19 protein-coding genes are annotated in these 20120 nt (G+C 70.0%); 14 read left to right on the top strand and 5 right to left on the bottom strand.

All coding sequences use genetic code 11. From position 1 onward, the window contains the following. Positions 1–16 precede the first annotated feature (16 nt). Positions 17–670 carry an alpha/beta fold hydrolase gene (locus ACZ1DY_RS20365; protein WP_465485693.1) on the top strand — a complete coding sequence of 218 codons (654 nt, stop codon included), beginning with the start codon at positions 17–19 and terminating at the stop codon, positions 668–670. An 88-nt stretch (positions 671–758) separates the two neighbouring features. On the opposite strand, the gene ACZ1DY_RS20360 is transcribed toward ACZ1DY_RS20365, so the two are convergent. After that, entirely contained in the window at positions 759–1700 is a 942-nt protein-coding gene (locus tag ACZ1DY_RS20360) for an aldo/keto reductase (protein WP_465485379.1), read from the bottom strand. Between the two features lie 69 nt (positions 1701–1769). Between ACZ1DY_RS20360 and ACZ1DY_RS20355 the strand changes: the two genes are divergently transcribed. Beyond that, positions 1770–2486: an SDR family NAD(P)-dependent oxidoreductase gene (locus ACZ1DY_RS20355; RefSeq protein WP_126732274.1), complete on the top strand. Its 717-nt coding sequence runs from the start codon at positions 1770–1772 to the stop codon at positions 2484–2486. Here ACZ1DY_RS20355 and ACZ1DY_RS20350 read toward each other — a convergent pair. Next, entirely contained in the window at positions 2403–3782 is a 1380-nt protein-coding gene (locus tag ACZ1DY_RS20350) for an amidohydrolase (protein ID WP_465485378.1), read from the bottom strand. The two genes, ACZ1DY_RS20355 and ACZ1DY_RS20350, sit on opposite strands and share 84 nt — an antisense overlap. Positions 3783–3832: 50 nt before the next feature. Here ACZ1DY_RS20350 and ACZ1DY_RS20345 point away from each other — a divergent pair, with 50 nt between their 5' ends. From ACZ1DY_RS20345 to ACZ1DY_RS20335, 3 genes are read left to right on the top strand one after another with little or no spacing between them, the layout of a single operon-like run. Continuing rightward, positions 3833–4936 carry a zinc-binding dehydrogenase gene (locus ACZ1DY_RS20345; protein WP_465485377.1) on the top strand — a complete coding sequence of 368 codons (1104 nt, stop codon included), beginning with the start codon at positions 3833–3835 and terminating at the stop codon, positions 4934–4936. 8 nt (positions 4937–4944) lie between these two features. Further along, positions 4945–5901, top strand: coding sequence for an aldo/keto reductase (locus ACZ1DY_RS20340; protein WP_465485376.1), 957 nt, complete (start codon positions 4945–4947; stop codon positions 5899–5901). Next, entirely contained in the window at positions 5898–6821 is a 924-nt protein-coding gene (locus ACZ1DY_RS20335) for an alpha/beta hydrolase (RefSeq protein ID WP_465485375.1), read from the top strand. Before ACZ1DY_RS20340 ends, ACZ1DY_RS20335 begins: the two co-directional genes overlap by 4 nt. On the opposite strand, the gene ACZ1DY_RS20330 is transcribed toward ACZ1DY_RS20335, so the two are convergent. Next, entirely contained in the window at positions 6805–8250 is a 1446-nt protein-coding gene (locus ACZ1DY_RS20330) for a GMC family oxidoreductase (RefSeq protein WP_465485374.1), read from the bottom strand. The genes ACZ1DY_RS20335 and ACZ1DY_RS20330 overlap by 17 nt on opposite strands. 138 nt (positions 8251–8388) lie before the next feature. Here ACZ1DY_RS20330 and ACZ1DY_RS20325 point away from each other — a divergent pair, with 138 nt between their 5' ends. Both ACZ1DY_RS20325 and ACZ1DY_RS20320 read left to right on the top strand, forming a co-directional pair. Further along, positions 8389–9822, top strand: coding sequence for an aldehyde dehydrogenase family protein (locus ACZ1DY_RS20325; RefSeq protein ID WP_126732200.1), 1434 nt, complete (start codon positions 8389–8391; stop codon positions 9820–9822). Beyond that, complete coding sequence (locus tag ACZ1DY_RS20320) at positions 9819–10490, top strand: GntR family transcriptional regulator (protein WP_465485692.1); 672 nt, start codon at positions 9819–9821, stop codon at positions 10488–10490. The genes ACZ1DY_RS20325 and ACZ1DY_RS20320 overlap by 4 nt, the downstream gene beginning before the upstream one ends. Before the next feature lie 164 nt (positions 10491–10654). On the opposite strand, the gene ACZ1DY_RS20315 is transcribed toward ACZ1DY_RS20320, so the two are convergent. Beyond that, positions 10655–11548, bottom strand: coding sequence for a helix-turn-helix domain-containing protein (locus ACZ1DY_RS20315; RefSeq protein WP_465485373.1), 894 nt, complete (start codon positions 11546–11548; stop codon positions 10655–10657). A gap of 132 nt (positions 11549–11680) precedes the next feature. On the opposite strand from ACZ1DY_RS20315, the gene ACZ1DY_RS20310 reads away from it, so the two are divergent. Next, positions 11681–13066 carry an alpha/beta fold hydrolase gene (locus tag ACZ1DY_RS20310; protein WP_465485372.1) on the top strand — a complete coding sequence of 462 codons (1386 nt, stop codon included), beginning with the start codon at positions 11681–11683 and terminating at the stop codon, positions 13064–13066. 62 nt (positions 13067–13128) lie between these two features. Continuing rightward, positions 13129–14007: a DUF2268 domain-containing putative Zn-dependent protease gene (locus ACZ1DY_RS20305; protein WP_465485371.1), complete on the top strand. Its 879-nt coding sequence runs from the start codon at positions 13129–13131 to the stop codon at positions 14005–14007. On the opposite strand, the gene ACZ1DY_RS20300 is transcribed toward ACZ1DY_RS20305, so the two are convergent. Continuing rightward, on the bottom strand, positions 14004–15644 hold the full coding sequence (locus ACZ1DY_RS20300; RefSeq protein ID WP_465485370.1) for a choice-of-anchor A family protein: 1641 nt from the start codon (positions 15642–15644) through the stop codon (positions 14004–14006). The genes ACZ1DY_RS20305 and ACZ1DY_RS20300 overlap by 4 nt on opposite strands. A gap of 220 nt (positions 15645–15864) precedes the next feature. Here ACZ1DY_RS20300 and ACZ1DY_RS20295 point away from each other — a divergent pair, with 220 nt between their 5' ends. The 5 genes from ACZ1DY_RS20295 (at position 15865) to ACZ1DY_RS20275 (ending at position 20079) form a co-directional block, all read left to right on the top strand. Then, positions 15865–16965: a sensor histidine kinase gene (locus ACZ1DY_RS20295; protein WP_257487196.1), complete on the top strand. Its 1101-nt coding sequence runs from the start codon at positions 15865–15867 to the stop codon at positions 16963–16965. Then, positions 16962–18032, top strand: coding sequence for a histidine kinase (locus ACZ1DY_RS20290; RefSeq protein ID WP_465485369.1), 1071 nt, complete (start codon positions 16962–16964; stop codon positions 18030–18032). Before ACZ1DY_RS20295 ends, ACZ1DY_RS20290 begins: the two co-directional genes overlap by 4 nt. Next, complete coding sequence (locus tag ACZ1DY_RS20285) at positions 18011–18667, top strand: response regulator transcription factor (RefSeq protein WP_126732207.1); 657 nt, start codon at positions 18011–18013, stop codon at positions 18665–18667. Before ACZ1DY_RS20290 ends, ACZ1DY_RS20285 begins: the two co-directional genes overlap by 22 nt. A 100-nt stretch (positions 18668–18767) precedes the next feature. Beyond that, positions 18768–19313: a hypothetical protein gene (locus ACZ1DY_RS20280; RefSeq protein ID WP_465485368.1), complete on the top strand. Its 546-nt coding sequence runs from the start codon at positions 18768–18770 to the stop codon at positions 19311–19313. A 142-nt stretch (positions 19314–19455) separates the two neighbouring features. Further along, entirely contained in the window at positions 19456–20079 is a 624-nt protein-coding gene (locus ACZ1DY_RS20275) for a hypothetical protein (RefSeq protein WP_257487199.1), read from the top strand. The last annotated feature ends 41 nt before the right edge of the window (positions 20080–20120 follow it).

The raw sequence follows: 20120 nt of genomic DNA, 5'->3' as shown, positions 1-20120 counted from the left end.
CGTGTCGGGACCGCCTGTGCTGCTGGTGCACGGATTCGCTTCCGACGGACACACCGACTGGATCACCACGGGGTGGCCTGCCGCGCTCACCGCCGCGGGCCGCGAGGTGCTCATACCGGACCTTCCCGCGCACGGCTCCAGCCCGGCCCCGTCGGGATCGCTGGGTGCCGTCGCGATCACTTCCGAGCTGAGCCGGCTGGTTTCGGATCTGTCCGAAGTGGACGTCGTCGGCTATTCCCTGGGAGCCCGGCTGGCTTGGGAGCTGCCCGCGCAGGCGCCGGTCCGGCGGCTCGTACTCGCCGGCGTGAGCCCCTTCGAGCCGTTCGGTGCCGTCGACGTCGCGGCCGCGCTGGCCTTCGCCGGTGGCGGCAAGGCGCCGTCGGATCCGCTGACGGGGATGATCGCGCATATGATCACCGCGCCGGGGCGGAATCCGGCCGCGCTCGCGCGATGCATCGAAGACCTGCGGGCGGAGCCTTTCGCCCCGGTTTCCGGTGCCGTCTCCGTGCCGACCCGCTTCGTGGCGGGTGTGGAGGACCCGGTGAGCCAGGGCATCGAGACGTTGGTGGAGCTGGTGCCGGGATCCTCGCTGGTGCGGGTACCCGGGGACCACGGCGGGGCACTGCGGAGCCCGGAGTTCAAGGCCGCGGTGCTGGAGTTCCTCGGTTAGGTGACCACGGCTTCGGTGGCGTCGCGAAAGCCACTTTCGGGACACCAGAGGTCCCGAAAGTGGCTTTCGCGACACGCCACCCGGGGGGTCAGAAGGTTCCGTCCGCGGCCACTTCCCGGTCCAGCCACAGGTCCTCCAGCGCCGCCCGCACCTCCGCACCCCGGGCGGCGGCCAGCGCGACGGCACCCAAGTTGTCTTCCAGCTGCGCGAGACGGCTCACGCCGAACAGCACGTTCGCCACCGGCTCGTACGCGAGACAGAACGCCAGCGCCAACTGCGATGGACTCACCCAGAAGTCCCCGGCGACAGCGGCGACGCGTGTGGCGACGGCGCGGATCGACTCCCGGATACCACCCGGGTCCGCACCGATCTTCCGCGAAGGGGTCTTGCCGAGCAGGACCCCGCCCTCGAACACGTCCGACGCCTGCAAGGCCAGCAGCCCGGCCTCGAAATGCCTGCCGTAGAAGGAACCCTCGGCCATCGAACGGCGAACGACGCTGTACTTCAGCTGAGCGAAACGGGGAGCCGGAAGACCTTCGCGCGCGGCGAATTCCAGGGCGAGGTCGAGGTCCGCGGCCTGCCAGTTGTTCACGCCCCAGACGTCGAAGCGGCCGAGCCGGATCTGTTCCGCCACCTCGGTGACGATCCGCGGGATGTCCGGGCGCTCGAAGTAGTCGCCGACGACGACAGCTTCCGCGCGGTCGACGCCGACACGGTCGAACGAGGTCGCGAGCTGCTCGGCGAACCCGGTGTTCGGGTAGTCCCAAAGCCAGAGCTTCCCGCACAGCTGGTATTCGTCGCGTTCGATTCCGGCGGCGCGCACGGCTTCCCCGAAGAGAAGATCCGTGCGCGACTGCTCGGAATGGGGCCCCATGTCGTAGTGGGCGACGTCGAAAAGCGTGATCCCGGAATCGATCGCGGACCGGAGCAGGCGCACCGCGTCCTCGAAGTCCATGCGGTCCCAGGTGTTCCAGGATCCCAGGCTCAGCGCCGAGGTGGCGAAGCCGAGGCCGTTCTGCTTCTCGTTCACGAGATTTCCTTTCGCTGGCAACGGAAACCAGTTTTAGTCTACGATCGTAGAATGAACAAGAGACTTGTCATGGTGACCGGCGGTGCCAGTGGCATCGGCCGCGGAGTCGCCGAAGCCTTCCAGTCCGCGGGCGATCGTGTAGTCATCGCCGACGTGGACGTCCGCGCGGCGCACGACCTGGCCGGAGAACTCGGCGCGGAGCACGTCGAACTCGACATCTCCGACCCCGGCTCGGTCGACGCGGCGCTGGGGCTGATCACCGACCGATTCGGCCCGGTGGAGGTCCTGGTAAACAACGCGGGTCTCGCCGGGGGTGGCGGGCCGTTGGTGGGTTTGGACATCGGCGTCTTCGATCTGTGCATGCGGGTGAACTTCCGCGGCACCTTCCTGATGACCCGCGCGGTCGGCGCGCACATGCTGGCGGCCGGCACCAGAGGCGCCATCGTGAACATCACCTCCATCGGCGCCCGCCAGCCGACACCGGGGCTCGGCCACTACGAAGCCACCAAGGCGGCCGTCGAGGCGCTCACCCGCTCCGCCGCGCTCGAACTGGCGCCGCACGGAATCCGCGTCAACGCCGTCGCACCGGGCCCGGTGCTCACCCCGATGACCGCCGGTTTCGCCTCGGACACCGCCGCCCGCGCGGCATGGGAAGCGAGGATCCCCCTGGGAACCATCGCTTCCGTCGCCGACGTGGTGCCGTCAGTCCTGTTCCTCGCCTCCGCCGACGCCGGCCATCTCACCGGGGTGAGCCTCCAGGTCGACGGCGGGCAGCTGCTCACCTGAGTACACGACGCGGCCGCCGGACACGGTGAGCTCGACACCGACGTCCGGCAGGTCCGCGAATGCGACCTCAAGCGGGTTCGCGGCCAGCACACAGAAGTCCGCCACGCGGCCCACGGTCAGCGATCCCTTCCAGCCGGCCCCACCGTCCTGCTCCGCGCCCGCGGTCGTGTAGCAGCGCAGGAACCGGGCCATCAGCTCGGCGTCCACTTCGGACGCGTCCAGCATCCGGGCGGCCGCCGCGATGTGCACCCGCCAGTCAGGAGTCACCACCGGCGCGTCACTGCTCAAGGTCAGCGGAACCCCCGAGTCCAGCATTTCCGCCAGCGGCCAGGCGCGAGCACCGACCTCGGCACCGAGCGCGTCCGCCAGCATTCCCCGCATCGCCACGGCGATCGCGGGCTGCGTGGTCAGACCGACGCGCGCCGAAGCCATGCGCGCGAGCTGATCCGCCGTCACCAGATCGCCGTGCACCAGGTGGTCTCCGCGGCGAAGCGAGCCGAGCGCGGCCTCGATGCTGCGATCCCCTGTGGCATGCACGGCCACCGTCATCCCGGCGTCGTGGGCGAGACGGATCATCGCGGTGAGGTTGCCCGCGCGATCCGGATCGTCGGCGCCATCGACGAGCAGCGCACCGTGCGAGCCGTCGGCGTAGCAATGGTGCGTCCACGCGGACCGCATCGGCGGGATGCCGTCGGCGAAGACCTTCACACCGGGCACGGTGAGCCACAACGGATTCGCGGCCGGAGCCGGAGTCGCGAGCCCACGCCGGAAGTCCTCGAGCGAACTCGCACCGTCGAGCAGACCGAACAGCCGCAACGCGGTCACCCTTGCTCGCAGAAGGCCTTCCGAAGCCAACGTCGCGTACTCCTCCAGGACCTCGGCACTGAAACAGCCTGTCTCGCCAGGACCCAGACCAGGTTCGGTGTAACTCGTGATGCCCAGTGACGCGCACAGCTCGCCCGCACGCAGGATGGCCGCCCGTCGTTCGGCCGCGGTGCGCACGGTTTTCTCTTCTCCCCCGGTGAATCCGGCGCCGCCGATGAGCGTGTCCGGCCACCGCGCGCCGAGCCAGGTCGCGTGGAGATGCGAATCGTTGATCCCGGGCAGGACGGTTCTCCCCGCCAGGTCGATCACCTCGGTCTCCGAGCCGATGTGGTCCAGCGCGACATCGCCGAGAGCCACGATCCTGTCGTCACGCACGGCCATCGCCCGAACGACGGTGCCCGCCGGGTCGAAGGTGAGCACAGGGCCGCCGCGAACCACGAGCGAAGCGGGGCGAATATGGTGCGACGGCATGGTTTCCTCCAGGATCTGGACTTTTTCTCCTACGACTGTAGACTAAAAAGATGGTCAACAGAACCGAAGCGGCGGTGCTCACCGAACACGGCTCCGCGCTGACTTTGCGGGAACTCCCGCTTCCCGAGGAGCCGGAACCGGGCGCCGCGCTGGTCCGGATCACCTGCACCACCCTGTGCGGCACCGACGTGCACCTCTGGTCCGGCCAGATGACCTTCCCCGGCATGCTCCCGATGGTGCTGGGCCACGAAATGGTCGGCGAGGTGGTGGCCGTCGGTCCGGGCACCACCGACACGCTCGGCCGCGAGATCGCCGAGGGCGACCGCATCGGCTGGTCCGAGTCGACCTGCGGAAAGTGTTACGGCTGCACGATCCTGCGCGAGCCGGTCGCCTGCGAGAAGCGCGGATACGGCTTCCTTCAGCGTTCCGACGTCTTCCCGTACGCCACCGGCGGCCTCGTGCGGTACTGCTACGTGACTCCTGGCGCGGCGAAGCTGCTCCTGCCCGACGACGTCAAGGACACTTGGGCGTCCATGTCGGGCTGTGCGGGCAAAACCGTGTTGCGAGCCGTCTCGCGCTCGGACGGGATCCGTCCCGGTGCGACCGTCGTGATCCAGGGCGCGGGCGCGCTGGGCGTGTTCGCCACCGCGGTCGCGCGGATCTCCGGCGCGGGTGACGTGATCACCATCGGCGGACCGGCCGACCGGCTGAAGACAGCCGAGCGTTTCGGGGCCACGGCGACGATCCCGGTCGGCGGCAGCGTCGAAGACCGCGTCGAGCGGGTCAAGGAACTCACCGGCGGCCGGGGCGCCGACCACGTCTTCGACTTCGCCGGCGGGCCGACCATCGGCGAGGAGGCCGTCGCCTTCGCCGCCCAGCGCGGGACGATCGCGATCGTCGGTTCCACCGGTCCCGCGCCTTCCCCCGTGGCACTGGGCACCGTGATGGGCAAGGAACTCACGGTCGTCGGATCCCTCAACGGCGACATCGCCGACTACCACCGCTCGGTGGACTTCTTCCGCACGTTCGCCGATCGTCTGCCGTGGGACGAACTCTTCAGCCCGCCCGTCGGTCTTTCCCGAGCTTCGCGGAGCGTCGAGTCGATGTCCCGGCTCGGCGAACTCAAAGCCGTCATCGATCCCCGTCTCCCCTAGGAGAATCCATGACCATCCCCCAGCGCCGGATCGGCCGCGACGGCCCGCTCACCGGCGTGCTCTCGCTCGGCTCCTGGCACACCTACGACCGGATGGACTTCCGCGAGGCGGTCGACCTCGTCCGCACGGCGGTCGATTCCGGTATCACGCTCTTCGACGTCGGCGTCTACGGTTTCCCCGGCGCCGCACCGGTCTTCACCGACGTGTTGTTCTCCGCGATGGTCCGCGCGGCCGGGCTGCGCAGGGAGGACTACCTGTTCTCGGCCAAGCTCTGGCTGGAGGGGTATCCGGAGCACGATCTCCGCGGCCAGCTGGACAACGCGCTCTTCCGCGCGGGCGTCGACCGCGCCGATCTGGTGGTGCTGGGCGATCTCCGGAACGACGACACCGATCTGCACCGGCTGGTGCTCGATCTGAACGAACTCCGCGAAGCCGGGCTCATCCGGCAGTGGGGCGTCAACAACTGGTCCGCGACCACGATCCGGGCACTGCACGATTTCGCCGCCGCCGAGAACGTGCCCGGGCCCGCGATCGCGCAGCTCAAGTACAGCGTCGCGCGACGCTCCATTCCGGACGGTGAACCCTTCGGTAAGGTCTTCGGCGAGCTCGGGGTGACGCTCCAGTCGTCGGACATCTTCGAAGGCGGGATCCTGCTGGGCAAGAACAGCGGCGCGCGCCAGGTCGGCCGCGACCCCGGCGACATCCGCGAACGCATCGCCGCCTCCGCGCCGGAACTGGCCAAGATCGCGGCCGGGCTGGACGCGACACCGGCGCAGCTGTGTCTCGCCTTCACCCTCACCCACCCGGCCAACACGACCACCCTCTTCGGCGCGACGAGCACCCGGCAGCTCAAGGACAACCTGGGCGCCGTCGACCTCGTCGAGCGCGTGGGCGCGGAACAGCTCCGCGAGCTCGTCGAGCCGTACTGGGCCGACCGGGGCGTCGTCGACCCGGAGGGACCGTGACGGCCTTCGATCCCGAACTCGCCGAAGCACTGGCCGGGCTGCCTTCCGGGCCGACGCTGGACGCCGGATCGCTGGCGGAGATCCGGCGGGCGCTGGCCGACGGGAACCTGAGTTGTGCCGAGGCGATCGGCGACCGGGATCTCGTCTGGGAAGATCACGAAGTCCCCGGCACCGAGGTGGTCGTCACGGTCGTCAAGCCGAGGGACGCCGAGGACGCACCGGGGTTCTACAACATCCACGGCGGCGGGATGGTGCTGGACGACCGGTTCGCCGACCTGCCCAGAATGGTCGCCCTCGTCGAGGAGTTCGGCTTCGTCGCGGTGACGGTGGACTATCGGCTCGCCCCCGAACATCCGCATCCGGCGCCGATCGAAGACTGCTACGCGGGCTTGACCTGGATGGTCGAGCACGCGAGCGAACTCGGCTTCGACCCTGGCCGGTTGATCGTGGGCGGCGGCAGCGCGGGAGGCGGGCTCAGCGCGGGGATCGCCTTGCTGGCCAGGGATCGCGGCGGACCGGCGCTGGCCGGTCAGCTCCTGCTGTGCCCGATGATCGACAGCGGCAACGACTCCGCTTCCACGGTGGAATTCGCCGAGCGCGGGGTGTGGGGCCGGGCCGCCAACGAATTCGGCTGGCGTTCCCTCCTGAATGGACAGACCTCGCCGTACGCCGTTCCGGCGACCGCGACCGATCTCGCCGGACTCCCGCCCGCCTTCATCGAGGTCGGCGCGGCCGAGATCTTCCGCGACGAGGACGTCGAGTACGCGCGGCGGCTCTGGCAGGCCGGCGTGCCCACGGAACTGCACGTCTGGGTGGGCGCGTACCACGGTTTCGACCGGATCGCCCCGGACAGCGAGGTGACCCGGGCCGCGCTCGCCGCCCGGGCCTCCTGGCTGCGCCGCGTCATCGGCCGAGCATGAACCGGGCGGCCTGCTCGCCGACCAGCACCGCCGGCGCGTTGGTGTTGCCCGTGGTCACCCGCGGCAGCACCGACGCGTCGGCGATCCGTAGCCCGCTGATCCCGTGCACGGCGAGTTCCGGATCGACCACGGAGTCGGCGTCCGTGCCCATCCGGCAGGTCCCGACCTGGTGGTGGTAGGTGATCGCGGTCCGCCGGACGTACTCGCGGACGTCGGCGTCCGGCCCCGGATACAGCTCACGGGCGCCCCAGTCGCCAGCCAGCGCCGGCGCGCGGCCGATCTCCCGGCACTGCTCCACCGACGCGACCAGGCTTTCGAAATCGGCCGGATCCTTCAGCGCGGCGAGGTCGATCAGCGGTTCGTCGAGCGGGCTCGGCCCCGAAAGCCGGAGGCTGCCCCGGCTGCGCGGCGTGACCATGCCCGCCATCAGCGAGAACCCGGTCTCCGGGCCGGTCATCCACGACTCGTACATCGGCACGCTGAAGTGGATCGGCTGGGTGTCGGGCACCGCCAGGCCGGGGCGGCTGCGCCAGAACAGATGGGTCTGCGTGACCGAGCGGCCGGGCGCGGGCGGATCGACCTGGCGGCGATCGGTCGCGAAGATGACCGGCGACAGCAGATGGTCGTGCAGGTTCTTCCCGACGCCCGGCAGTTCCGCGACGACCTCGATGCCGTTCACTTCCAGCTCGTCGACCGGGCCGACCCCGCTGCGCAGCAGGATCGCCGGGGACGCCAGCGCGCCGGCGGCGAGCACGACCTCGTCGGCGAAGACCTTGCGCAGTTCGCCGTCGATCTCGGCCAGCACGCCGGTCACCTTGTCGCCCTCGAAGAGCAACCGGTGGACCAGCGCTCCCGTGTGGACGGTCATCCGTTCGGCCACGGGCTGCCCGTAGGCGAGCCAGGTGTTGAGGCGTTTGCCGTCGCGTGTGGTGACGCGCTGCACCGACACACCGTCGAGCTCGCCGCCGTTGTAGTCCGGATTGAACGGCAGGCCGATCTGCCCAGCGGCGTCCACAATGGACTGCTGGATCGGGTGCAACGGCTCGTTCGGCACGACGTCGAGCAGATCCTTTTCGATCCGTTCGTAGACCGGGCGCACGTCGTCCCACCGCCAGCCGGGCAGGTCCCAGCCGTCGTAGTCGGCAGGCGCGCCGCGCACCCAGATCATCGCGTTGAGGGAATGCGATCCGCCGAGGACCTTGCCGCGCGGCAGGTGAAGCCGCCGGTTCGCCGCGTGCGGCTGCGGCACGGTGTAGTAGTCCCAGTCCTCCGGGCCGTGCCACAGCTCCCCGGCCCGCGAAGGGTCGTGAATGGCCGGATTGGTGTCCGGCCCGCCCGCTTCGAGCAGCGTGACCCACGCCCCGGAATCGGCCAGTCTCCTGGCGACCACCGAACCGGCCGAACCCGCTCCCACCACGATGACGTCCATGTCCCCCACCCTCGCAAGGCGCGGCGGCGTCCGGCGGATTCGGTTCGCTGGCCGACAATCGGCGTGCCCTGGCGGGCAAGACCGGGGACCTCGTGGCGCCCGATACTCGATCACACACCGGTCGAGGAGGAGCTAGCCATGGCCACACGCCTGTTCATCGACGGACAGTGGACCGCCGCGGGAGGCGGGTCATTGCCGACGTACGATCCGGCCACCGGCCAGGTGATCGAGGAGGTCGGCACCGCGTCGGCCGCCGACGTCGACGCCGCCGTCGGTGCCGCGCGGAAGGCGCTGAACGACCCCGCCTGGGCGGGGCTGCTGCCGGTCCAGCGGGCCGCGCTGCTGTTCAAGCTGGCGTCGCTGGTCGACGAGCGTCACGAGGAACTGGCCGCGCTGGAGACACGTGACCAGGGCCAGCCGATCGGCATCTCGCGCCAGGTCAGCGTCACCGGCGCGGCCGAGCACCTCCGGTACTTCGCGGGCTGGGTGACCAAGATCCAGGGCACCACCAACCCGGTGTCCTTCCCGGACACGCTGCACTACACCCGCCGCGAGCCGGTCGGAGTGAACGCGCTGATCACGCCGTGGAACTTCCCGCTGATGATCCTGGTGTGGAAGCTCGCGCCCGCACTGGCCACCGGCAACACCGTGGTGATCAAGCCCAGCGAGGTGACGCCGCTGACCAGCATCCGCCTGGTGGAGCTGGTGCAGGAGGCCGGGTTCCCGCCGGGCGTGGTCAACCTGGTCACCGGCGACGGCGCCGTGGGCGCGCTCCTGAGCAGGCACGACGACGTCGACCATCTGTCCTACACCGGGTCCACCGCGGTCGGGAAGCTGATCACGGCCGCCAGCGCGGAATCGAACCTCAAACGCCTCACCCTCGAACTCGGCGGCAAGGCGCCCAGCATCATTTCCGGCGACGCGGACATCGACGCCGCCGTCGCGGGGAACCTCGCGGGCGCCACCCTGAACAGCGGGCAGGTCTGTGCCGCGTACACCCGGTTCTTCGTGGACCGCAAGCGTGAACAGGAGTTCGTCGCGAAACTGGCCGCCGGGCTCGAAGGCCTCAAGCTCGGGCCGGGGCTGGACGAATCCACCCAGCTCGGCCCCCTCGTGTCCGCGAAACACCGCGAGCACGTGGACTTCCTCGTCTCGACAGGCAACGAGCAGGGCGCGGAACTGGTCACCGGCGGCAAGCCCGTCGATCGCGAGGGCTACTTCTACTCCCCGACCCTGTTCGCCGGTGTCGCCGACGACATGACGATCATGCGCGAGGAGATCTTCGGCCCGGTGCTCGCCGTCACCGCCTACGACGACCCGGACGAACTGCTCGCCCGCGCGAACGACACCGAATACGGGCTCGCGGCCACCGTGTGGACGCGCGATCTGGGTGTGGCGCAACGGTTCGCCAACGGCATCCGGGCGGGCGCGGTGTTCGTCAACATGCCGCCGATCCCCGACATGGCCGCGCCTTGGGGCGGCTACAAGGCTTCCGGCTGGGGCCGGGAGATGGGGCCGTGGGCGATCGACGCCTACACCGAGATCAAATCCGTTTGGCTGCACTACTCGTGACCGCGGGCGACGCGGTGAACGGGACCGCGAAGAGCAAGTCGCAGATCGCCTACCACTGGATCAAGGCGCGCATCGACGACGGCACCTTCTCCCCCGGCTACCGCCTCGTGTTCGGGCAGATCGCGCAGGAACTCGGTGTCAGCACCGTGCCGGTGCGTGAGGCGGTCCGGCGGCTGGAGGCCGAGGGCCTGGTGACCTACGAGCACAACATCGGCGCGCAGGTCGCGATGGCGGACGAGAGCGATTACCAGCACACCATGCAGACGCTCGCGCTGGTCGAGGGCTACGCCGCCGCGCTGGCGGCGCCGTCCTTGCCCGGCGAGGCGCTCGAGGAGGCCAAGGGGCTCAACGCGGAACTGACGGCGTGTCTCGACAACTTCGAGCCGTCGCGGTTCACCGCGCTGAACCGCGACTTCCACCGCGTCCTGTTCGGCACGTGCCCCAATCCGCAGGTGCTCGATCTGGTCAACCGCGGCTGGAACCGGCTGGCCGGACTGCGCACGTCGACGTTCAGCTTCGTCCCCGGCCGCGCGCACGAATCCGTGCGGGAGCACCAGAAGATCCTCGACCTGTTCGACCGGAACGCGCCCGCCGGGGAGATCGAACTGGCCGTGCGGGAGCATCGGCTGACCACTTTGGAGACGTTCCTGGCCTGGCGGCATCCTTAGCCCGCGCCCGGGGCCCTGGCGACCGTGTCGCGAAAGCCACTTTCGCGACGTCTGATGTCCCGAAAGTGGCTTTCGCGACACCGCCGCCCGAACCCAGACCGGGCCGGGCCGAGGAGCTAGGGCACCCTCGACTTGATCCGCAACGCCACTCAGGACCACGAGCCTCAGGCCAGGACGGTCTCCGGCGGCGGAAAAGCGTAGAAGCGCACGGAAAGCTCCTTCTCGCCCGCCACCGGACGACGACGGCGCCGGCAGTACCGCGCGATCAGCTCGCGGTACTCCGCGTCCAGCTCACGGAACTCGGTCTCGGTCAGACGTGTCGAGGTGCGCTGGGCCGTCGCCCACGGGCCGAAGTCGTCACGGTGCGCCGCGGCCCAGGACAGCAGGGCGACCTCGTTCGCGTACTTCTCGTCGAGGAACGCCACGACCCGCTCCCGCTCCGCGCCGTCGTAGTCCTCCGACCGCGGCTCCCGCAGATCTTGCGGGATCGCGATCCAGTTCCCCTTCCGATCGCGCCGGACGAAACCGTTGTCGCGCAAAGTGTTCAGGCATTCGGTGACTTCGGCGCGCGCCAGGCCCGTCCGGCGCGCGACCGTCTCCGTGTCGCCGGGTAGCTCACGCGTCATCCACTGGTATCGCGGATCGTCTCGCAGCTCGATGTCCCGCAAGGTGACCGATCGCCGTGGCAGCGCGTCGCTCAACAGCCGCCGTGCGGCGAAGGCCAGCACCACGGCGACCGGGATCTCGACGAAGACGGCGAGCGCGACATTGGTCCACCGTTCGGCCGACGTCCAGCCGAGCACGACGTCGAACCACGCGTCACAGCACAGCATCGCGGCAGTCGCCGACAGGAGCGGCACGGCCGTCCGGCGGCGGCGCATCCCCAGCCACGCTCCGACCGCGAAGCAGAGCAGAAGTGCGACGTCGAATCCGACCCAGGCCGCGCGCCACTGGCCGGTGTCGTACCGGTCGGGCAGGGTGTGCGCGAGGTAGACGGTCCAGGGCACGAGCAGGACCGCCGCGCCGGCGAGCACCGTCAGGAGTAGCCGTCGGATCATGATCACGACGCTAGAAGCGGGCGGACGCCGGGGCATCCGGGATTCTCCCTGGTCCGGGCTCAGGGTCCGCCGACCGGACCAACTTCGGCGAAACCCCGCGCGGCGCCGGATCCGCCTGACCAGAATCGGTCCATGCGATCGAAGACGCTCGCTCTCGCCGCGATCCTCGCCTGCACGGCCGGGCTCACCGGTCCGGCCTCGGCTTCGACCGCGGGACCACGGCTGGAAAACGCGCGTCCCTGCGCGCACGACGCGCGGTTCACCTGTTCGACGTTGACCGTGCCGCTCGACCATCGCGGCCGGACACCGGGCACGCTCGACCTCCAGGTCGCCACCGCGAACAACGCGAACGCGGCCAAGGGAGTGCTGCTGTTCCTCACGGGCGGCCCGGGGCAGCCCGGGGTGCCGTTCGGCACCAAGCTCCTCGACCGGATGCCGGCGGTGTTCGCCGACCACCGGCTGGTGATGATCGACCAGCGGGGCACCGGCGCGAACGCCCTCGACTGCCCGGATCTGCAGGCCCAGGTGGGCAGTTCCGACATCGAGCCGCCCACCCGCGAAGCGGTCACGCGCTGTGCCGCGATCCTCAGCGGCGAGGCCGGCTTCTACGGCACCGACGCGACGGTCGCCGACCTCGATCTGCTCCGCCGGGCGCTGGGCGCGCGGAAGATGGTGGTGGACGGGGTTTCCTACGGTTCGTTCACCGCGGCGCGGTACGCCATCGCGCATCCCGGCAACGTCTCGAAACTGATCCTCGACTCGGCGCTCCCCCACCACGCGACGGCCGAACAGTCGTTGTACCTCCAAGCGCTGAAGGCGACCGCGCGCGTCCTGCGTGACGCCTGCGCCAAGCCACCGGCCTGTGCTTCCGATCCGGCGGAGGACCTCGCGTGGCTGGCCCGGAACCGGGACACCGCGGCCGGTGTCGCGCTGTTCGACATGATCGTCACCTACGAATTCGCCGATCCGAGCTATCGGGACCCGTCGGCGCTCGGCACGGATCTGATCACCGCGCTGCGGACCGCGCGCGGCGGGAACACCGCGAAACTCGACTCGCTGCTGCGGGATCTCGCGTCCGGCGGCGACCCGCTCACGTCGTTCAGTTCGGGCCTGCACGCGGCGACACTGTGCGCGGACATGCGTTTCCCTTGGGGTGACGCCGGAACGCCGGATTTCGCCCGCGAACCGCTACTGCAACTGACCGAGAAGCGACTGACCGGCCGGGACACGTGGCCGTTCAGCCCGGCTGTCGCGACCGGGGTCGGGTTCGTCCGGACCTGCCTCCCGTGGCCGGTCGTCCCGCCGAACTCGAATCCCGGCGGGCGGCTTCCGGACGTCCCGGTGTTGCTGCTCAACGGCGACCGCGACCTGTCGACACCGATGGAGTGGGCATACGAGGAGGCGAAGGCGGCGCCGCGGGGCGAAGTCGTGATCGTCGAAGGCGCGGCGCATTCCATCCAGAACCGGGAACCGGGCGAGGCCGGGCGGAAAGCGGTGGCGGAGTTCCTCGCCAGGTGAGCGGACCGCCCCGCCGACGCGGACTTGAGTCTCCACCCACTGGAGCCTTTACCGTCCCTTCCATGACGATCACCGTTCTCGACACCTACCCCGCTATGCGAGCCATCCTGCGCGCGCCGCGGGCGGACCGCGCCGCGATGCTCAAGGCGATGGCCGGACCCGCCGCCGGGATGTACCGCTACTTCCCCGGCGAGGTGGACCTGGTCGCGATGCACGCGATGAGTTCCGGGTTCCCGCTCGACCGCGACGAGGAGCGCTGCCTGGAGGCACTCGAAGCCCTCCACGAAGCGGACGCCTGGAACCGGATCCAGCGGGCGCTCGACGACGCCCTCACCGCCCAGCTCGCCGCGACGCCCGGGCTGACGGTCCCGGACATCACCGTCCTCACCGTGCTGGGTGACCCCGGTGACGAGCACTTCATGGGCTCGAATCTGGGGATGACGGCGAACGGCAGCGTGTCCGGCTACATCCACCTCAACTTCTGGCCGTATCCGGAGAACCTGGCGCGGCTGGAGGCCACGGCGGTCCACGAGCTGAACCACAACCTGCGCTACAGCCCCGGCGGGGTGATCTGGGATCCGGCGACGGTCACCGTCGGCGAGCAGATCGTGTCCGAGGGTCTGGCCGACGCGTTCGCCCGCCAGTTGTACGGCGACGAACTCGGTTACGCCCGCATCGGGGTGCCTCATCTGCACGACGACGCCGTGTTCGCGAAGGTCGTCTCCGGGCTGGAGATCACCGGCATGCACAACTTCACGGCGTGGGTGCACGGTGACGAGACCGCCGCCCGCTACGGCGGCACACCCGTCGGCCTGCCGACCGGCGCCGGGTACGCGGCGGGCAACCGGCTCGTCGACGCCTATCTGGCCGCGACGGGCCGGACGGCCGCGGAGGCCCTGCTGGTGGACCGCCGCGACGTCATCGACACCGCCCTCGGCTAGGACTCGCGGCGCCTCGACCGGATCGTGAGCGCCACCAGCGCACCCCCGGCGAGGAGCAGGAACAGACCGGAGACCAGCAGGCCCCGGACCTCGCTGCCGGTCGAGGCCAGCGGACCGCTGTCGGACGGCCCGCCGCCCGGCGCGGGAGCGCCCGGCTGTCCGGTCGTGGTGGTCACCGTGACCCCGGGCCCCGGGGTCGTGGTCGACGTACTGCTGGTCGTGGTCGGCGCGGTGCTGCTCGAACTCGACGACGAGGTGGAGCTGCTGCTCGTCGGGCTCGAAGACGTCGCGCTGCTGGACGAACTGGACGACGCCGAGCTGGTGCTCGTCTGGCTCGACGACGTGGCCGAGGTGGGCGCCGTCGACGTCGAAGTGACCGACGTGGAGGTGGCCGAAGTCGGGCTGGTCGACGTGGCGCTGGTCGTGGTCGAGCTGCTGCTGCTCGTGGTGCTGCTGGTCGTGGTGCTGCTGGTCGTGGTGCTGCTGCTCGTGGTGGTCGAACTGCTGCTCGTCGGCGAACTGCTCGTCGTGGCCGAGCTCGACGAAGACGAAGACGACGTGGAGCTGCTCGGCGTGGTGGTCGGTGTGCTGCCGCATTCGGGCAGGTCGCCGTTGAACGGGTAGGCGTGGAACTCCTGCCCGCCACCGCCCGTCGCCTCGGAGGTGTGCACCAGCGAGCCCGTGGTGAAGAAGCGGCCGTTCATCCCGGAGGCGGTCACGGTCGCGGTGCTTCCCGGCTCGCCGATCAGCACACTCCCCTGGAACTGGGCGCCACCGGCGATCTTCACGCTGGTGGCGTCCGGGAAGTTCCACAGCAGCCGCTCGCGCAGCTTGTTCAGCGGATCCTGGTCGTTGAGGTCGCCGGTGTAGGTGTTGATCGTCCGGGCGGCTCCCACCATGTTGACCAGGATCGTCGCCCCGGCCGGGATGCCCTCGAATTCGATCCCCTGCATGCCCCCGGTGGCGCCGGTCAGGTCGAAGTCCACGGTGAACACCTGCAGCGCGGATTTCCCGTCCCCGGTGAACAGGGTGCGATATCCCTGGTTGACCGCCGTACCCGTGGCCGGACGCGGCGTGGTGCCCTCGCGTGCGTAGCACTTGCTGGCCACCCGGAGATCCTCGCGCAGGCCCACATAAGGTTTCGCCGCGTCAGGATCCTTTTCGAGCTTGCCGGTCACCGTCCCGGTGACGGTTCCCGCGTGCCGGACGACGCCGCCGTCCGCGAGCAGACGTTGGTCCGCCGCGACACTGACGTTCCCTCCGGTGGTCAGGAAGTCTGCGCCGTCCGGTGGCGGGACGCGGGACCCGACACCCGCGATGCCGACGTTGTAGACGGAAGACGCGCCCGCTCGTTTCGCCATGTCGAAATCACCGAGGACGACCACCCGCCCTTCGGCTTCCGCCGCGGCTTCCCGTACCTGGAATTCGCCGCCGACATAGACGTTGATGCCGTTGTCCCGGCCCGCGTAATCCTTGTTGTTCACGGGCGGGTATTCGGTCGGACAGGCCGGTCCGACGCAGGGTCCCAGTCCGCCCGGTAAAGGGGCGGCGACCGCGCCGTCGGTGACCACGAGCGCCGCCACGCACACCGCGGCGGCGGCACCGGCGGAAAGAGAGGCGAATCGCCTTGCACGCATGCGGCGATTCTTGTGCCCATCGACCGTGCGAACACAATCGGAATCCGGAATTACCCCCGACCGGGCGAGGCGGGTGACCCACCCCGTTCTTGGAATTCCGGTGTTGTCCGGACAAGTGAATTCCACGTGGGACCGCGGATCCGAGGGGGTGCTGTGACGAATCCCTGACCTGGCGGGTACTGGACCTGCGCACGCTTGAGGCATCTGCTTGACTGCTGTCGTGTCATCCGATCGTGAGACCTCCGTCGAAGCGGAGTTCTCGCGGGTGGTCGGCCGGTTCGCCGGCCCGGCCAGAGGTGCCGGGCTGCTGGTGATCAGCGTTTTCGGGGTGCTCGCCACGCCGTCCGGGGCGCTCCCGCTCGCGTTCGGGCTGCTCGCGCTGGCCCTGGTCACCGCCGTGGCCGAGCACCTCGTGGGGAAGACCGGCCGGGGCAGGCCGGTGGCGTTCGCGCTGACGCTGGTCCGCGCCGCGGCGATCTGCGGCACCCAGTTCCTGACCGCGCCCGAACCGGCCGAGCTGAACCAGTGGGCGCTCAACGTCCTCACCATCACCGCGATCACCCTCCAATGGGAATGGCCGCCGAAGATCACCGTGCCCGCCATCGCCTGCCTGCTGGCGATCGAGGTGATCCCCCTCGGTTTCGAGGACGGTTCGTGGGTGGTGGTGCGCGTGCTGATCGAGGCCACCCTCGCGCGGGTCGCCTTCCTCCTGTTGTCGCGGACGACCCGCCGGATCGACGATCTGCGCGAGCGCCAGGCCCGGCTGACCCGCGAGGAATCCCTTGCCGTGCAACGACGGCTGCAGGAACGCGAGTATCTGGCCGTCCTGCACGACACGGCCGCGGCCACGTTTCTCACGGTGGCCCAGCGCGGCGAAACGACCGAGCCGGCCGAGGTCGCCGGATACGCTCGCCGCGATCTCGCGATCCTCACCGGCGAATCCGGTCCCGGCAGCGTGGTCGATCTCGAAACGTCGTTGCGCGGCGTGCTCGCGCAGAGCCCGGTGAAGGTCGAGGCGCGCTGGTCTCCGATCGCGCCGATCCCGGCGTCCGCGGCGCTCGCGATGGTCCGCGCCGTGCGTGAGGCGCTGGTGAACGTCGATCGCCACGCCGGTGTCGGCGAGGCCAGCCTGACGGTGGAAGACGGCGTTCGCGTGACCGTCCGGGACGAAGGCCGCGGTTTCGACCCGGCGAAGACCCCGGCCCAGCGGCGCGGTGTCCGTGGCTCGCTCGTCGAACGCATGGCCGCGGCGGGTGGCAGGGCCGAGGTGACCTCCGCGCCCGGCGCGGGGACCACGGTGGAACTGGTGTGGCCCGCATGAACGAGACCTCGGACCGGGTGCTCGGCGGCTGCCGGATCGCGGTACTGCTCGCGACGGCGGCGATCCAGCTCGGGCTCAGCCTGACCCGGCTGGACGACACCCCCGGCAAGATCGCGTTCGCCGCGCTCGCCGGCGTACTCGTCGTCGCGGCGTGGTGGGTGCTGCGCTGGAAGCCGGTCCCCTGGCCGGTCGCGCTCGCGGGCTCGATCGTGGTCATCGCCGCGTCCGCCGTCGCCATCTGGACCCTGCCCCCGGACCGGCTCCTCGGCGACGCGGACTGGGCGTCCGGTCTCGCGGGCTGGCATCTGCTGGTGCTGCTGCTGGACCGTCCCGCGGTCGCGATGGCCGCGCTAGTCCTCCAGATGACGCTCACCTTCGTCCGGCAGTTCGGCGCCGTGCCCACCGATCGCGGCGAGATCGGCAGCGTGGTGATCGCCGGGCTCAGCGTGCTCACCTTCCAGGCCGCGACCTTGGCGCTGATCAGGGTCGTCAACCGGCGGGCGGGCGAAGCCGCCGAGGCCTCGGCCGAACGCGACCGGCAGGCGCACCGCAAAGCGCTCGCCCAGCAGCGGGAGGCCGACCAGCGGAGCCGGTTCGCCGGGCAACTCGGCGCCACCCTGCCGCTGCTGGCCGGACTCGCCGACCGCACCCTGGACCCGCGTGACGACGCCGTCCGGCAGCGTTGCGCGCTCGCCGCCACCCAGCTACGACGGCTGTTCGCGGAGAACGACGACGTCCCCGACCCGCTGCTGCACGAGGTCTCGGCCTGCGTCGATCTCGCCGAGCGGCGGGGTTTGACGGTGACGCTGGCGGTCAGCGGCGAGGCGGCGCCCGTCCCCACCTCCGTCCGCCGCGAACTGACCGGTCCGCTGATGACCGCGCTGGCCGCCGCGCGGACTCAGGCCAGGGTCAGCGTCCTGCGCGCGGACGACGAGATCCGCGTCGCGGCGATCACGGACGGTGAACCCGGGCGGACGGCGAACGGATCGGGCGCCGTCGACGTCGAATGGCACGCACTGGGAGAACGATCGTGGATGGAGGCGAAATGGCGTTCGCGACCGAATTGACCGCGGTGGTCGTCGACGACCATCCGGCCGTACGGGCCGGGGTCGTGCACTGGCTGTCGTCGGGCACACCGCCGGTGACCGTCGTGGCCGAGGGCGAGGACGTGCGGGCCGCGTGGATCGGTGAGGGCGCCGGGGCCGACGTCGTCATCCTCGACCTGCACCTGAACAGCACGACCCCGGCGATGGGCGATCTGCGACGGCTCACCGAGGCAGGCCGCCGCGTCGTCGTCTACTCGATGCGGGCCGACGACGAGACGGTCCTGCAGTGTCTCGAACTGGGCGCGCTCAGCTTCATCACCAAATCCGAAGGCGCGGAACACATCCTCGAAGCCGTGCGCGCGGCGGCGGCCGACCGGTCGTACACGCCGCCGTCGCTGGCGGGCGCGATGGCCGGGGACCGCTCCGAGCGGCGTCCCGCCCTCTCCGCGCGCGAGACCGAGGTGCTCATCGAGTGGTTCCAGTCCGAGTCGAAGGACTTCGTCGCGCACCGGCTGGGGATCTCGCCGAACACGGTCAACTCGCATCTCGAGCGGATCCGGGTCAAGTACGCCCAGATGGGCAGGGACGCGCCGACCAAGGCCGCGCTCGTCGCGAGGGCGATCCAAGACGGGCTGATCGGCGTAAGCGATTTGTGATCGGTCGTGGTGCGAACGGACCACTCGGATCCCCTCCGGTTGCGACTACGTTGCGTGACGAGCACGCCGGAGTTCGTCCGGCGGGAGTCCGAGGAGATCCATGAAGTCCGCCCGTACCACCTTGATCGCCACCGGCTGCGCCGCCGCGCTGCTGCTCTCCGCCTGTGGCGAGGAAGCGGGCGGGAAGACCGTCCGGGCCGACGGCACCATGGCGCCCGGCAGCGAACTCAAGGTCGGCGAACGCGCCGTCGTCCCGTTCAGCGACGCGGGCAAGTCCGGCACCATCGCGATCACCGTCAAGTCGGTCGAGATCGGTCCCAAGGAGGATCTCGCCGACTTCAAGAACAAGGGTGAGGGAATACTCCCGGTCTACGTCCGGATGGTCGTCGAGAACGTCGGCGGCACGGACCTGGCCGACACTTCGGTGTCGGTGCGCGCCGTGAACCCGGACGGCAAGGGCACCAAGGTACTCATGGCCAACGCCACGTCGGCCTGCAAAGGCGAGGACGCGCCGGAGAGCTTCACCACCCGGGGCGCGACCTACGAGACCTGCAAGACCCAAGGCGTCAAGGACGGCGATGAAGTCGGCGGCGTGACGTTCGGGGACGGCGAATATCAGGACGACCCCATCACCTGGAAGAAGTGAACTCGCACCCATTAGGCCGATAAGCGTAACCGATTCGTGACCTCCCCTGGTGCGAATGGACCACACCGATGTACTCCATCATCAACTACGGTGCGTGGCGAGAACGCCGGAGCAGGATTCGGCGGGGAGTCCGAGGAGATTCATGAAGTTCGACCGCATCGCCCTGTCCGCCACCGGCTGCGCCGCCGTGCTGCTCCTTTCCGCCTGCGGCGGCAAGGAAGAGAGCGGCAGCCCCGCTCCCGCGCCGTCGCCCGCACCGACGTCGGCTCCCGCGTCCTCGCCGGCGACCAGCGGAACCGTCCCGGTCTCGAACGCGGACGCCACCGCGCCCGGCACCGAACTCAAGGTCGGCGAACGCGCCGTCGTCCCGTTCAAGTACGGCAACGACAAGTCCGGCACCATCGCGATCACCGTCAAGGCGATCGAGCTCGGCCCGAAGGAAGACCTCGCCTCCTACGGCGAGAAGGCCAAGGGCATGACTCCGGTGTACATCCGGATGACGGTGGAGAACGTCGGCGGCACGGACCTCACCTACAGCACGGTGCGGATGCGCGCGGTCGGGCCGAACAACAAGAGCACCGGCGTGATCATCACCGGCGAGACCCCGAACTGCCAGTCCGAGTCGGCGAAGAAGGACTTCAAGACCGCCGGCGCGACCTACGAGACCTGTGAGCTGCAGGCCATCAGGGACGGTGGCGAGGTCGGCGGCGCGGAGTTCAACGACGGTGACGGGTACAAGGACGACCCGATCATCTGGAAGAAGTAGCCAGTAGCGCGTGAAGGCCCCCTTCCCTCGGGATGGGGGCC

Source organism: Amycolatopsis sp. PSD-21 (genome assembly GCF_055561455.1).
This window is presented reverse-complemented; position numbering and strand designations above follow the sequence as displayed.